Source organism: Sphingobium sp. FG58 (assembly GCF_057809055.1).
In genome coordinates this window covers 46,267-60,579 of record NZ_JBMDJF010000004.1, presented here as the reverse complement: position 1 = coordinate 60,579, position 14,313 = coordinate 46,267, and the positions used below count along the sequence as shown (strand labels likewise).

Below are 14,313 nucleotides of genomic sequence, written 5' to 3'. Positions count from 1 at the left end.
AAGGCCAGACGGAGGGGGGTCCCACTCTCGATAGGGCGACACCCCTCCACCATCGGCTACGCCGACGGTCCCCCTCCCCTTGCAGGGGAGGATTTTTGTGCCGTGGCGGATCAGGTGCGGGCGGCGGTGATGATCACTTCCACCTTATAGTCGGGCGTTGCCAGTTTCGCTTCGCCGGTGGCGCGCGTGGGGGCCGCGACGTCGGCGATCCAGGCGTCCCACACCGCATTCATTTCCGCAAAATCGGCCATGTCGGCCAGCCAGATGGTAGCGCGCAGGATATGCGCCTTGCTGCTGTCCGCCAGCGCCAGCAAACGCTCGATCTCGGCCAGCGCGACCTGGGTCTGGGCGGTCACGCTGTCGCCTTCGCCGACCTGACCGGCCAGATAGACGGTGTCGCCGTGGATGACGGCTTCGCTCATGCGCGGGCCGGTTTCGATGCGGGTAATGGTCATGGGTTTATCCTCCTTGAAAATCAGCGGCTGTAGCGCGCCAGCGCCAGATCGGCGGTCTCGATGGCGGGGGTTTGGCCGCCGATCAGGTCGGCGATCACCTGCCCCGACCCGCAGGCCATGGTCCAGCCCAGCGTGCCATGACCGGTGTTAAGGAACAGATTGTCGATCGGCGTGGCCCCCACCACCGGCGTTGAATCGGGCGTCATCGGCCGCAGCCCGCTCCAGAATGTCGCCTTGCTGAGGTCACCCGCGCCGGGGAACAGCGTGCCGACACTATGGTCCAGCGTGTCGCGGCGCGCCTGCGGCAGATCATTGGTGTAACCCGACAGTTCGGCCATGCCACCCACGCGGATGCGGTCGCCCAGCCGGGTGATCGCGACCTTGTAGCTTTCATCGAGCAGGGTCGAGACCGGGGCGGCATCCGGCTGCACGATCGGCACGGTGATCGAATAGCCCTTCACCGGATAGACTGGCAGGCGCAGGCCCAGCGGGGCGAGGAGCAAGGGCGAGAAGCTGCCCATGGCGACGAGATAGGCGTCGCCGGTGACGTCGCCTTCGTCGGTGACGACATGGGTGATGCGTCCGGCTTCGCGCGCCAGTCCCTTGATCGTGCGGCCCATCAAAAACTGGACGCCCCGCGCGCGCGCCATGTCTGCCAGCGCATTGGTGAATTTGAAACAGTCGCCCGTCTCGTCATTGGGCAGGCGCAGGCCGCCCGCGATCGATGAGGCGCTGGCGGCGAGGCCCGGTTCGGCGGCAAGGCATCCGGCGCGGTCCAGCACCTCGAACGGGACATTGTCGGCGCGCAGCACCTCTATATCCTTGGCGATGCCGTCGAGTTGCTTTTGTTCGCGGAACAGCTGGAGCGTCCCCTGGCTGCGTTCGTCATAGCTGATGCCGGTGGATGCGCGCAGGGCAATCAGCTGGTCGCGGCTATATTCGGCGAGGCGCACCATCCGCCCCTTGTTGATGCGATAGTCGGCCGCGTTGCAATTGCCGAGCATCGCGATCATCCAGCGCAGCATCGCCATGTCGACATTGGGGCGCAGGATCAGCGGGGCGTGCTGCATGAACAGCCAGCGCAGCGCCTTGGCCGGGATGCCGGGCGCGGCCCATGGCGACGCATAGCCGGGCGAAATTTCGCCGGCATTGGCGAAGCTGGTTTCCTGCGCCACGCCACTCTGGCGGTCGATCAGGACGACGTCATGGCCGGCTTGCGAAAGATACCAGGCGGAGGTGACGCCGATGACGCCGCCGCCCAAGATGACGACCTTCATGCCATGATGCTCCTGTCAGGGGTAGCGACCGGCGCGGGCAGATAGGTGCGCGCGTAGCGGTGGCCGAGCCGGGTCAATATTTCGTAGCTGATCGTGTCGGCCTGCGCCGCGACATCGTCGATCGTCTGATGCGGGCCGATCAACTCGACCGGCGCACCGGCGTGAAGCAACGCATCGGGGACGTCGGTGACATCGAGCGCCATACTGTCCATCGAGACCCGCCCGACGATAGGCACCCGCACGCCGCCGATCCAGGCGCTGCCCCGGTTGCTCAAATGACGCGGCCAGCCATCGGCATAGCCGACCGAGACGGTGGCGACGCGCGACGGGCGGTCGAAACGGTGGGTCAGGCCATAGCCGACCCCTGCCCCCGCATCGACGGTACGGAGCTGGACGATGGTAGCGTCGAGCGCGACGACCGGCTGCATCGGGTTGGGCTGCCCGTGGGGCGCGCCGCCATAGAGGGCGATCCCGGCGCGGACGATGTCGCCATGCGCTACGCCTGCCGTCATGGCGCCGCCCGAATTGTCGATCGAGCGGGGGATGCCGGGAAACTGGCGGGCGATAGCGTCGAAGGTAGCGCGCTGCTGCGCATTGAAGGCCTCGTCGGGATCGTCGGCGCAAGCGAGATGGGTCATGACGAGCCGCAAATCTATGCCGTCCAGCCGCTCCGGCGACTGGCGCAGCGTCGTCAGGTCGTCGGGGGTCAGGCCGAGGCGGGCCATGCCGCTATCGACCTGGATCACGCCCGGCAAGCGGCGGCCCTGCGTGCGCGCAAGGGCGGCCCAGCGGTCAATCTGTTCCAGCGCGTTGAGGACCGGCACCGCGCCGATCGCGGCACAATCCGCTTCCGCGCCGGGCGGCAGGCCGTTGAGGATATAGAGGGTGGTATCGGTCGGCAGATGCGGTTTCAGGGTCACCGTTTCGCACAGATGGGCGACGAAGAAATGGCGGCAGCCTGCGGCGTAGAGGGCAGCCGATACCGGGGCGGCACCCAGGCCATAGGCGTCAGCCTTGACCACGCCGGCCACGCTGGCGGGGGCGACATGCCGGGCAATCAGCCGATAATTGGCCACCAGCGCGCCAAGGTCGATGCGCAAATGTCCCGCTGTCCCATGCTGCATCGCTATTCCCTTTCCGATCCCAACGCAGTGTAAATCACGTTTGTTCGAATATCCATGCAATCAGCGGGTGATTATTCGATATTTTCCGCCTATATCGCAGATTGTTTCAGGGAATTTGCACATATGCCCATGTCCTTCGACAATATGGATCGCGCGATTCTGCGTCTGCTCAAGCTGAACGCGCGGCGATCCAATGCCGAGATCGCGGCGGAGGTCGGCCTGTCACCGTCGGCCTGCCACCGCCGCATCCGCCAATTGGAGGCCGAGGGCTATATTCGCGGTTACACCGTGGTCGCGGGCGGGCGCGACGACAATAGGCTGGTCAATGTGTTGGTGCAGGTGACACTGGACCGGCAGACCGAGGATCATCTCGCCCGTTTTGAACATGCGGTGCGGCAATGCCCGGAAATCCGCGAATGTTTCCTGATGACCGGCGCGGTCGATTATTGGCTGCGGGTGGAGGCGGACAGCGTGGATGCCTATGAACGCATCCACAGCGAGATATTATCGCGGATGCCCGGCGTCACCCGGATCAATTCCAGCATCGCGATGCGCGACGCGCTGCGCCCGCGCCGCAGCAAGGGGTGAGAGGCAAGCAAGGCTTAGCGGAAGCCGATCGCCCAGGTGCAGGCGGCGGCGATGAGCAGGCCGATCAGCGCTTTCCAGGGTGACCCGGTGGGCAGAGCCGTTGTTTGCTCGACCGGCATGGTGCCGCGGCCATGGATCATCGGGCCGATCAGATTATGGCGCAGCCGCAGCAAATAATAGAGGATCGCGACGATGTGGAGCGCGACCAGCGCGAGCAGCAGGTTGAACAACAGGCCGTGCAGATCAGCAGCCATCCGCCCCTGATCGAAGCTGACATAATCGGCGAGGGGACCGGATTCCAGACCGTCCACATCCACCGCGAACAGGCCTGCCGTCACCATCGCGATCAGGCTGACAAGCATCAGCAATACGCTCCAGCCGCCGACCGGATTATGACCGGCGGTGGCGCGATAGGGGCGCGTCCTGAGATTGCGGAGATAGGCGAAGGCCGTGCGGGGGCTGCGCACGAAATGGACGAAACGGGCCGTCCCGCTGCCCATAAAGCCCCAATAGAGGCGGAAGATCAGCAGGAAGAGGATGGCGTAGCCCGACAGGCGGTGCCATTCCATCTCATGCCGTTCGCCGCTCCACCAGGAAAAGCCCAGCAGGCCGACGAGCAGCCAGTGGAACAGGCGGATATAGATATCCCAGACAAGCGGGCGTCGGGATGGAGCGTCGGTCGGCATGGCGGGATCGCTCAGCTGTCGGCGCGGAACTGGCGATGGCAGGCGGCGCAGGTGCCGCCGGTCGCCTTGGCCTGGGCGCGGATGGCATCGGCATTGCCGCCATTGACGATGCCGACCAGCTTGCCTGATTCGGCGACCAGCTTCGCCATCTGGCCGTCAAAGGTCGCGCGATCGGTCCAGATATTGGGCAGCGCGTCGGTGGGGACGCCCGCCGTCGGGCCACTGCCCGCCGGGAACAGCCGGGGTTGTTCGCGCGCGGTGGCGGCGATCGTCTGGGCCGCAGCGAGCATCGCAGCTTTCGCCGGGGCGTCGCTCTTGAGCTGGTCGTTCAGCGCCTTCATGGCTGCGCCCATTTTCTTGTAGCCCGCCTGACGCGCGGCGATCGCTGCCTTGGGCGCGGGTGCTGCGGCTGGGGCGGCTGTCAGCGGTCCCGCCAGCATGGGCAGGCCGATCAGCGAAAGCCCCAGCAGCGCGAGCATCGGGCGGCGAAAAGACGGCGATATGGTCATGCGATAATCTACTCTGCTTTTTGGCGGTTCAATGGTTTGGAACGGTCTGCGGCGCGGCACCCGCCATCTTCACCGACGCCTTGTCGGGAAAGACGGTGCGAAAAATCTGCTTCACTTCGGTGAGGCCGCCATCGGCCATCTGGGCAGCAGTCGCGCCGAACTTGTTGGGGATGTCGGTGCGCGCGCCATGGGCGGCAAGGATGCGCAGCATCGCTTCAAGCTCCGGTTGCACGCCACCGGCGAGCAGCCAGTGGAGCGCGGTCATGCCATATGTTCCTGTCACATCAACGGCAGGCGCCAGCGACAGGGCATAGTCGAGCGTGGCTGCGCTGCCCCCGCGCGCGGCTGCCAGCAAGACATTGGTGCCGTCGGCTGCGACGAAGCGGGGATCAGCCCCCGCGGCCAGCAACAGCGCCATCGCATCCTTATGGCCATTGGCGGCGGCGATCAGCAGCGGCGGCGTGGGTGGTACTGGCGGCGGGGGAAAGCCGAAATTGGCTTCGGTCACCCATGTAATCCGCGACGGTCCGGTCAGGCCATTGGGATCAGCCCCCTTGGCCAGCAACAGGCGGATGAGTTCGCTGTCCCCGCCCGCCGCCGCACCATGGAGCAGTTGCTCCCCGGTTCGGTCCTGCTCCGTCACGTCAACGCCGTGCGGCACCAGCAAAGCGGCCGCGCCGTAATTTTTCTGATAAAGCGCGAGCTGCGCCGCGCTCGTGTTTTCGGGGCCTCGATAGGCGCTATCCGCGCCTGCGGCGAGCAGCGCCTGTGTGGCGGTAACCACGCCGCTCTTGATCGCGAAGAACAGGGGCGTGAAGCCGCCCTTCGACACGCGATTGGGGTTTGCGCCAGCCTTGAGCAACAGGGCAATGGCTTCGGGCCGTCCAGCGGCGGCGGCCCACATCAGGGGCGTCTGGCCGCGACTGTCGATGTGGTCCGGGGCCGCGCCCATGGCGAGCATCCGCGCGACCGCGTCAGCCGGGCCATAGCGGGCGCAGATGGCAAGCGGGGTCGTGCCGTCCGCGCGGGCGCCGCGCACATCGGCGTGGGCATCAAGCAATTGCGCAACGATTGTCGGCTCGCCCAGTTCGCAGGCGAGCGACAATGGCGTCACGCCATCCTGATCAGCGCTATTGACGCTTGCGCCACCGGCCAGCAGCGCAGCGACGATCGATGGATTTTGGACATTCACCGCCCAACTGAGCGGCGTCGCGCCGAACGCCAGTATCTGGTTCGGGTTTGCCCGATCCGCCAATGCGGCCTGCACGGCCACGACGTCATTGGCCATAATCGCCCGCTCAAGCCCGTCATCCTTTTGCGGCGCACGCGCCTGCGCCATGCCGCAACCGGCGAGCAGCGCCAGCAAGGCGAGGAGAGCGCGCAGGCGATCAGGCACTGGTCAGCGCCTTGAACGGGCCATCGCTGTCGCCGAAGCGGGTCGCAGGGACATCCAGCACATGCAGCGCGCTCAGCAGCAGGTTGGACATGGTCGTCCCCTTTTGCGCGACGATATGCCGGTCTCCCGGCACCAGCCCCCCCGCGACGATGACGGGCAGGTCCATATGGTCATGCTCATTGGGATCGCCAAAGGCCGACCCGCGCAGCACCAAAGTCCGGTCCAGCAGCGATCCTTCGCCGTCCTTCACCGCCTTCATCCGATCCAGATAATAAGCGAAATATTCCATATGATGCCGGTTGATCCGGGCCAGCTTCGCCATTTTTTCCGGGTTGTTGCCATGATGGCTGAGCATATGATGCGAATCCGGCACGCCGATTTCGGGATAGGTGCGGTTGCTGAGTTCCCGGCCGATCATGAAACTGCCGATGCGGGTGATGTCGGCCTGCATCGCCAGCACCTGAAGGTCGATCATCAGGCGCACATGCGCGTCGAAACTGTCGGGGATACCCGCAGGCCGTTCCAGGTCGGCGCTCTGCGCGCCGCCGCCCGATGCGATGGCGCGCTGTATGCGCCGTTCGATGTCGCGGGTCGCTTCGAGATATTCGTCCAGCTTGTGCCGATCCTCCATCCCCAGCGCGCCGCTCAGCCGGGCGCTGTCGTCCATCACGAAATCCAGGATGCTCGATTGCCGCCGCAACTGGGCAAGGCGGCTCTTGGCGTCCAGCGCGTCGCCATCGCCGAACAGCCGTTCAAACACGTCGCGCGGATTGGCGGTGACGGGCAGCGGGACGGTGGGGTTCCGCCAGCTGATGCCGTTGGTATAGGCGCAGCTATAGCCGATGTCGCAACTACCCAGCAGGCTGGCCTGATCGATCCCCAGTTCCAGGGAGCTGAGCTGCGTCGCGTCGCCCAGATGATCGGCATAGGCCTGATCGACCGAAATGCCGCAGCGTATGTCGGTGCCTTCGGTCTGCTTGACATGGACACCGGTGATGAAGGCGGGGCAGGAGCGGCCATGCCCGGCCGGACGATCCCCCATCGCCGCCGCGCTGGGGTGGCCAAGGCCGGTGATGACGCTGATCTGCGCGCGGTGCGGCGCCAGCGGCTCCAGCGTCGGCGGCAGTGCGAAGCCCGGTCCCTGCGTTGTCGGCAGAAACTGGTTCATCATCATGCCGTTGGGCGAATAGAATATCTGGAGCCGTTTGGGCCGTGCCGCGACATCGGCGGCTTTGGCCGATGGCATCATCGCCTCCAGAAATGGCAGCGCCATGGTCGTGCCTGCGCCGCGCAACAGGGTACGGCGGCTAAGCGGTTTGCGCAGGATGATCATCGCGTTGCCCTCATTGACCGGTTGCCCTTCGCAGGGTGAAGGGCGCGCTATGCACGATCCCCTTGATGACTGTCTGGATGCGATAGCCGTCCGAAGCAGCGCTGCGGCCGATGGTGCGAATGGCCGGCATGTCGCGCGCATCCACCCCGCGGGCCAGCGCATAGGTCAGCAGCCGCTCGGTAAAGGCGCTGGCAAATTCGTCCTTTTGCGTCAGCAAAATCCGTTTCAGCCCGGAAAGCCCGGCAAATTGGGTGCCGTCCGGCATCCGCGCCGACACGTCGATGGGCTGGCCCGCATCCTTCTGACGGAAGGCGCCGATTGCATCGAAATTTTCAAGGCTAAAGCCCAGCGGGTCCATCTTGACATGGCAGGCGGCGCAGGCCGGGCTTTTGCGATGCAGTTCCAGCTGCTCGCGCGCGGTCAGCAGGCGGCCGTCATGCTTTTCTTGCAGGGCCGGTACGTCTGGCGGCGGCGGCGGTGGCGATGCGGCGAGCAGATTGTCGAGAATCCACTTGCCCCGTTTCACCACGGACGTGTGATTGCCATAGGAGGTGACGGTCAGGATACTCGCCTGCCCCAGCAAGCCGCCGCGATTGGACGCCGGGTTCAGGCTGACGCGGCGCATGGCGGTGCCGGTGACGCCGCTGATGCCATAATGGTCGGCCAGCCGCTGGTTGAGAAAGGTATAATCCGCCGCGATGAAATCCAGCAGGCTGCGGTTGGTGCGCAGAACGTAACTGAAGAACATTTCCGTCTCTTGCGCCATGGCGCTGCGCAGGCGGGTGTCGAATTTGGGGAAAACGGTGATGTCGGGCCGCTGCTGGTCCAGATTGCGCAGATAGAGCCACTGGCCCGCGAAATTGGTCGTCAGCGCCTGCGCGCGCGGATCGGCCAACATCCGCGTGACCTGCGCGTCCATGACGCCCGGTTTCTGCAACTGGCCGGTTTCAGCCAGGTGCAGCAGGGTTTCGTCGGGGATGCTGCTCCACAGGAAGAAGGACAGGCGGGAGGCGAGTTCAAGATCGGTCAGGGGCCGGACGCCGCCCGGCTTGCTGCCCGCCGGGTCCTGTTCGACCAGGAACAGGAAGTGGGGCGACACCAGGATCGCCTCCACCGCCGCCTCAACCCCATGTTCGAAATCGGACTGAGCGCGTTCGGTCGCGTAAACGCGCATCAGCGGGGTCAGGTCGCTGTCGGTCACCGGACGCCGATAGGCGCGGCGGGCGAGCGATGCCACGATCTGCCGGGCGCAGGCGGTTTCGGCGGTGGCGCGGGCGGGCTTGCACAGGAAGATGCGGTCGCGGCTGGGGGTTCTGCCGACGCCCTTGGGCGAAAATGGCCCGGCCACGTCGATCTGGAGGACGTCGCGCGGGTAATTTTGCTGCGAATAGCGCGGCGACATGCGGTAGGACGGCACATCGACCGTTTTGACGCGCACGCCATCGACCGAAACGTCCATCGGCAGCATCACCGGCGCGGCGGTCGGCACCGGCACCTTGTCGAGATCGTTGCGCAGCGTCTGGACGCTTTCGTCGGGTGCGATCTGGCGGCGGAAGGACAGGCCGATAACATGCGCCCCGGCCTTCAGCGGCACGCGCACGCTGACCTTGTCCTCTTTCTGCCGGTCGGTTTCATTATTAGTGTTGGCGTTCAGCCAGCCGCTAATCTCGTAAGTCGCGTCGTAACGGGCATAATAAGTGAATGCCCCGCCACCGCGCGAGCCGAGCGGCAGATCGTCGCTGGCGCGTTCATTATAGGCGGGACGGCCGCCATTCATGACCGACCCGTCCTTGGGCACTTCATAGGAGGTGACAAATTCCCGCCGGGACGTAAGGCCCGTCGCCATGCGCCCGACCTTGCCCGCCACCGCGATATAGCGATCCATCAAAGTCGGCGATACGCTCAGCACATCGGCGATATTATCAAAGCCATAGCCCGAATTATCCTGCGGCAATTCGCGGCTCACATCGACTTTGAGCGCCAGCAGATCGCGCACGGCATTGGCATATTCGACCCGGTTCAACCGACGGATGGTGGCGCGGCCGGGATCGGGATGTTGGGCGGCATAGCTATCCAGCCCGTTTTCCAGCCATTGGACGAAGGCGGCTCTGGCGGCGGGGGTTGGCTGCGGCTTGTTGAGGGGGGGCATTTCGCCCTGGCGGGTGCGGCGCAGCACCTTCTCCCAGATCTCCATATTCTTGCCGTGAAATAGGTCGCCATTGCGCACATCGTCGAGCGACAGGTTGGCGATCTTGTCGCTGTCATTATGACAGCGCGAACAATAGTCGCCCAGTATCGCCGGAGCTGCATCCGGCGCGGTCAGGGTCGCAACGGCAGGCTGTTGTGGCTCATCGTCAGGCCGCGCCAGAACCGATGCCGTGGCGACCAGCGCGCTGAACGCCAACATGCAACTGGGCAAAGTCGGATGCATCTAATATGATTCCATGTCCCGCAGACGCTCGCGCGCCGCCCCCCTTCAACCTAGCAGAACGCTTGGCGGCTCATCGTCCGCCGTCCGTCCGTGCAAATTGGTTATGAGCGCGGCCCTATTGGGCTTTGGGTGTTGCGTCCATTGCCGTTAACGGGACGGAGGAATCGCAAAATTAGGCCACCCCCATGGATAGGGCCGCCCTGCCCCCTGCCCGCCCTGCCGCCCTGATTTTAGCAACGCGACGTCCGCAATATCGTCATTGAACATCGCAGGAGTCGTCGCCAGAAGGGCCGCGAAACGGGGGAATAGTTATGACGCGGATGGCTGCATTATTGGTGGCGCTGATGGTAAGCGCCGGGCCGGTCATGGCGCGGACGCCCGTCGCCACCATGTCCAATGAAGCGCGCACGGCCGCCTATCTGGACCGGATTGCGGGCAGCAGTCCCCGGCTGCGCATCTTCCTGCAAGCGATGCCCAAGGGGGGCGACCTGCATAATCATGCGGGCGGTGCCAATTTCGCGGAGGATTATCTGCGCTGGGCGGCTGCGGACGGGCTGTGCATCAGGACCGACGATCATCATATCGTCGAACCGCCCTGTACCGCGCCGGGGCGCATAGCGGCGGCGGGGCTGGAGAAGGCCTATCCCCATTATTCGCGCACGATCGACGCCTTTTCCACGCGCGGTTTCGAGGCGGGCGTGGGTGACCCGGAAGTGTCGGGCTATGACCGATTCTTCGCAACCTTCGATGCGTTCGGCCCGGCCTATAGCCGCCATGTCGGCGAAGCGATGGCGCTCACCCGGCAGCAGGCGGCGGCTGACCATGTCTCTTATGTCGAATTGGGCAGCGGCGCGCGGGCGGGCTGGATGCTGGGCATGAAGATGGCCGATGCCGACGCCAGCGATTTGGCGGCATTATACGCGAAGATTGTGCCGTTGCTGCCGGACGCAGTCGCCAGCGCGAAGGCCGATTATGACGGCTATGATGCGCAGGGCGCGGCGATCGACGGGTGCGGGACGGCGAGTGCCAAACCGGCCTGTGGCGTGGAGATGCGCTATCTCTACACCGCGATCCGCACCAGTCCGCCGGCGCAGGTGTTCGCGCAACTGGCTTTCGGCTTTGCCCTGGTCGAGGCCGATCCGCGCTTTGTCGGCGTCAACATCGCCGCGCCGGAGCATGATCCCGTGGCGGTGCGCGACTATGCGCTGCACATGCAGATGATCGCCTTCCTGAAAGCGCGGCATCCCAAGGTGCAACTGTCGCTCCATGCGGGTGAATTGACGCTGGGCCTTGTTCCCTCGCGCGACCTTGCCTTTCACATTCGTAGCGCCGTGGAGGTGGCGGGCGCGCGGCGGATCGGCCATGGCATCGACATCGCCTATGAGAGCGACGCACCGTCGCTGTTGGCGCGGATGGCGCGCGATCAGGTGGCGGTGGAAATCAATCTGACCAGCAATGCGGTCATATTGGGGGTGAAGGGCAGCGATCATCCGCTGTCGCTCTATCGCGAGGCAGGCGTGCCGGTGGTACTGTCGACCGACGATGAGGGCGTATCGCGCAGTGACATGACCAACGAATATCTGCGCGCGGTTACCGAACAGGGGCTGCGCTATGCGGACTTGAAGCAGATTGTGCGCGACGGGTTGCATTATAGCTTCCTGCCCGGCGACAGCCTGTGGCAGGACAGGCCAGGCGGCGCGCGGGTCGCGGCGTGCGTGGCGGTGGATGCGCCGGGGTGCAGCGCCTGGCTGGCGAAAAATGTCAAAGCTGCGGCTCAGGCGCGGCTGGAGCGCGATCTTACGGCGTTTGAAGCGATCCCGCGCTGAGCCGGTCGGGGACGGCAAGATTCAGGATCACCGCCACCAGCGCTGCGGGCAGTACACCCGATGTCAGGATGATGCGCAGCGTTTGCGGCAGGTGAGACACCGCGTCCGGCTCCAGTTCCAGCCCGATGCCGATCGACAGCGCAACGCCAAAGATCAGCATGTTGCGCTGAGTCCAGTCGACGCCCGACAGGATCGAGAGCGCCGCCGATGCGACCATGCCGAACATCACGATCACGCCGCCACCCAAAATCTCGATGGGGATGGTGGTGATGAGCGCGCCGATCTTGGGCGCAAAACCGCACAGGATCAGGAACAGCGCGCCGATCGTCACGATATGGCGGCTCATGATGCCGGTGATGGCGATCAGGCCGACATTCTGGCTGAAGGATGTATTGGGCATCGCCCCGAAAACGCCCGCCAGCGCAGTGCCAAGACCGTCCGCGCTGGTCGCGCCGATCAGTTCGCGGTCGGTGGCCGGTCGTCCGGCGCCACCTTCGCAAATGGCCGACACCGCGCCGATCGATTCGATCGCGGAGATGAAGCCCATCAGGCAGAAGCCAAGGATCGCAGGGAGCGACACGGCAAAGCCGAAATGGAAGGGTTGCGGGACCATGACCCAGCCCGCCGTCGCGACCGGGGCGAGCGACACCCGCCCCATCGCGGCGGCGACGCCATAGCCTGCAAGCAGGCCGAGCAATACCGAGGCCGTCGACCACAGACCGCGTCCGTAGAAGCTGAGGCCCAAAGTCACGATCACGACGATGCCCGCCAGCATCCAGCTGGTTCCCGCACCATAGGCAGGCGTACCCTGCGCCGCGACGCCACCGGCGGCATATTGCACCCCGACGCGCATCAATGACAGGCCGATCATCAGCACGACCAGCCCCGTGACCATCGGCGGCAGGGCGAAACGAATGCGACCGATGCAGCTGCTGACACAGGCGTGGAACAGGCCGCCGATAATGGCGGCGGTGGTCAGTTGCGCCATCGCAGCCACCCCCTGCCCCGCGACGATCGGGATCATCACCGGCAGGAAGGCGAAGCTGGTTCCCTGCACGATCGGCAGGCGCGCGCCTACCGGGCCGATGCCGATGGTCTGCATCAGCGTGGCAATCCCGGCGAACAACATGGCCATCTGGATCATGTAAATCATGGGGGTGGGATCGGCCGATCCGAAGCCGAAACCGGCTGCGCCCGCCACGATGATCGCGGGGGTCAGATTGCTGACGAACATCGCCAGCACATGCTGGACGCCCAGCGGAATTGCGACGGCGAGGCCGGGGAAATGATCGGGATCGCGGGCTTGCTCCGCCGTCATGGGTGTCATCAGGCGAGACTCATCAGGCGGGTGAGTGATCGGTCGGCGGCTTGCAGGATGGTGGCGCGGTCGGTCTGGACCAGTTGCCCGTCGCGCACGACTGCGCGCCCTTCGACGAACATATCGCGCGCGCCCGTGGGCGGGCTGAGGATCAGGCCTGCGACCTTGTCCCACGCCCCCAATGAGGCGATGTTCACACAGTTCCACAGGACGATGTCGGCGCGCTTGCCCGGCCCAATCTGGCCGCAATCGTGACGGCCCAGCATGTCCGCCCCGCCGCGCGTGGCGATGTAGAGCGCGTCGCGCGGATCGAAGGCGGCGGGGCCACCAATCGCGCGCTGGAGCAGCATTGCCTGGCGCGCTTCCAGCAGCAAATTGCCGCTGTCGCTGGAGGCGGAGCCATCGACGCCAAGGCCGAGCGGCATACCCTGTTCGAACATCGCCTTGAGCGGGGCGATGCCGGAGCCAAGACGGCAGTTGGAGCAGGGGCAATGGGCGACGCCGGTGCCGGTCCGCGCAAACAGGGCGATTTCGCGGGCATCAAGCTGGACACAATGGGCGTGCCACACATCCGGGCCGACCCAGCCCAGACTTTCAGCATAGTCGCCGGGACGGCAGCCGAAGCGTTCGAGCGAGAAGGCGACGTCGTCGGCATCCTCAGCCAGATGGGTGTGCAGCATCACCCCTTTGTCGCGGGCGAGCAAAGCGGCGTCGCGCATCAGCCCCTGACTGACCGAAAAGGGCGAACAGGGGGCGACGCCGACGCGGACCATGGCTCCCTCCCTCGCATCATGGAAACGGTCGATCACGCGGATCGTGTCGTTGAGGATCGCGCGCTCATCCTCGACCAGACTGTCGGGCGGCAGGCCGCCATCGCTTTCCCCCACGCTCATCGCGCCGCGGGTGGGGTGGAAGCGGATGCCGATGCCCTGCGCGGCGGCAATCGTGTCGTCCAGCGTCACGCCATTGGGGAAGAGATAGAGATGATCGGAGGTCAGGGTGCAGCCCGACAAGGCCAGTTCGGCGAGGCCCAGCTGGGTCGCGGCGAACACGTCCTCCGGGCGATACTGCGCCCAGATGGGATAGAGGCGCTTCAGCCAGTCGAACAGCGAGGCGTTGATCGCGCCGGGCAATGCGCGGGTCAGCGACTGGTAGAGATGATGATGGGTGTTGACGAGGCCGGGGGTCACGACACAGCCATGTGCGCTCACCACCTCATCGGCCTCAGCCAGCCAAGACGCCAGTTCCGCCGTCGTCCCTACCGCAACTATGACGCCATCCTGAAACGCCACGGCCCCGTCGGCAATCTCCCGCCGGGGATCGTCCATGCAAACCAGGACGTCGGCGTTGCGGATGACGGTCAGCGCCAT

Annotated in this window: 12 protein-coding genes; 2 read left to right on the top strand and 10 right to left on the bottom strand. The window is 65.3% G+C overall.

Annotated features, from left to right (window positions below; genetic code table 11):
* Nucleotides 1–110 precede the first annotated feature (110 nt).
* Genes ACODR8_RS06865 through alr form a run of 3 tightly spaced genes read right to left on the bottom strand, consistent with a single transcriptional unit; the run spans nt 111 to nt 2,856 of the window.
* Nucleotides 111–455: a RidA family protein gene (locus ACODR8_RS06865; RefSeq protein ID WP_489006541.1), complete on the bottom strand. Its 345-nt coding sequence runs from the start codon at nt 453–455 to the stop codon at nt 111–113.
* Nucleotides 456–475: 20 nt separating this feature from the next.
* On the bottom strand, nt 476–1,732 hold the full coding sequence (locus ACODR8_RS06860; protein ID WP_489006540.1) for a D-amino acid dehydrogenase: 1,257 nt from the start codon (nt 1,730–1,732) through the stop codon (nt 476–478).
* Nucleotides 1,729–2,856: an alanine racemase gene (gene alr / locus ACODR8_RS06855; RefSeq protein ID WP_489006539.1), complete on the bottom strand. Its 1,128-nt coding sequence runs from the start codon at nt 2,854–2,856 to the stop codon at nt 1,729–1,731. The genes ACODR8_RS06860 and alr overlap by 4 nt, the downstream gene beginning before the upstream one ends.
* Nucleotides 2,857–2,979: 123 nt before the next feature.
* Between alr and ACODR8_RS06850 the strand changes: the two genes are divergently transcribed.
* Nucleotides 2,980–3,444, top strand: coding sequence for an Lrp/AsnC family transcriptional regulator (locus ACODR8_RS06850; RefSeq protein ID WP_489006538.1), 465 nt, complete (start codon nt 2,980–2,982; stop codon nt 3,442–3,444).
* A gap of 14 nt (nt 3,445–3,458) precedes the next feature.
* Here ACODR8_RS06850 and ACODR8_RS06845 read toward each other — a convergent pair whose 3' ends face one another.
* The 5 genes from ACODR8_RS06845 to ACODR8_RS06825 are packed head-to-tail and all read right to left on the bottom strand — an operon-like array spanning nt 3,459 to nt 9,775.
* The gene (locus ACODR8_RS06845) at nt 3,459–4,130 is read right to left on the bottom strand and encodes a cytochrome b/b6 domain-containing protein (RefSeq protein WP_489006537.1); all 672 of its coding nucleotides are present in this window, start codon (nt 4,128–4,130) and stop codon (nt 3,459–3,461) included.
* A gap of 11 nt (nt 4,131–4,141) precedes the next feature.
* Complete coding sequence (locus ACODR8_RS06840; protein WP_489006536.1) at nt 4,142–4,639, bottom strand: c-type cytochrome; 498 nt, start codon at nt 4,637–4,639, stop codon at nt 4,142–4,144.
* 28 nt (nt 4,640–4,667) lie between these two features.
* Nucleotides 4,668–6,035 carry an ankyrin repeat domain-containing protein gene (locus ACODR8_RS06835; RefSeq protein WP_489006535.1) on the bottom strand — a complete coding sequence of 456 codons (1,368 nt, stop codon included), beginning with the start codon at nt 6,033–6,035 and terminating at the stop codon, nt 4,668–4,670.
* Nucleotides 6,028–7,368: a DUF1552 domain-containing protein gene (locus ACODR8_RS06830; protein ID WP_489006534.1), complete on the bottom strand. Its 1,341-nt coding sequence runs from the start codon at nt 7,366–7,368 to the stop codon at nt 6,028–6,030. The genes ACODR8_RS06835 and ACODR8_RS06830 overlap by 8 nt, the downstream gene beginning before the upstream one ends.
* Nucleotides 7,369–7,378: 10 nt before the next feature.
* Entirely contained in the window at nt 7,379–9,775 is a 2,397-nt protein-coding gene (locus ACODR8_RS06825; RefSeq protein WP_489006533.1) for a DUF1592 domain-containing protein, read from the bottom strand.
* Nucleotides 9,776–10,110: 335 nt separating this feature from the next.
* On the opposite strand from ACODR8_RS06825, the gene ACODR8_RS06820 reads away from it, so the two are divergent.
* Complete coding sequence (locus tag ACODR8_RS06820; protein ID WP_489006532.1) at nt 10,111–11,625, top strand: adenosine deaminase family protein; 1,515 nt, start codon at nt 10,111–10,113, stop codon at nt 11,623–11,625.
* Here ACODR8_RS06820 and ACODR8_RS06815 read toward each other — a convergent pair.
* Both ACODR8_RS06815 and ACODR8_RS06810 read right to left on the bottom strand, forming a co-directional pair.
* The gene (locus ACODR8_RS06815; protein WP_489006531.1) at nt 11,597–12,952 is read right to left on the bottom strand and encodes a uracil-xanthine permease family protein; all 1,356 of its coding nucleotides are present in this window, start codon (nt 12,950–12,952) and stop codon (nt 11,597–11,599) included. The genes ACODR8_RS06820 and ACODR8_RS06815 overlap by 29 nt on opposite strands.
* Nucleotides 12,952–14,313 (bottom strand): 8-oxoguanine deaminase, encoded by a 1,362-nt coding sequence (locus ACODR8_RS06810; protein WP_489006530.1) that lies wholly within the window; start codon nt 14,311–14,313, stop codon nt 12,952–12,954. Before ACODR8_RS06810 ends, ACODR8_RS06815 begins: the two co-directional genes overlap by 1 nt.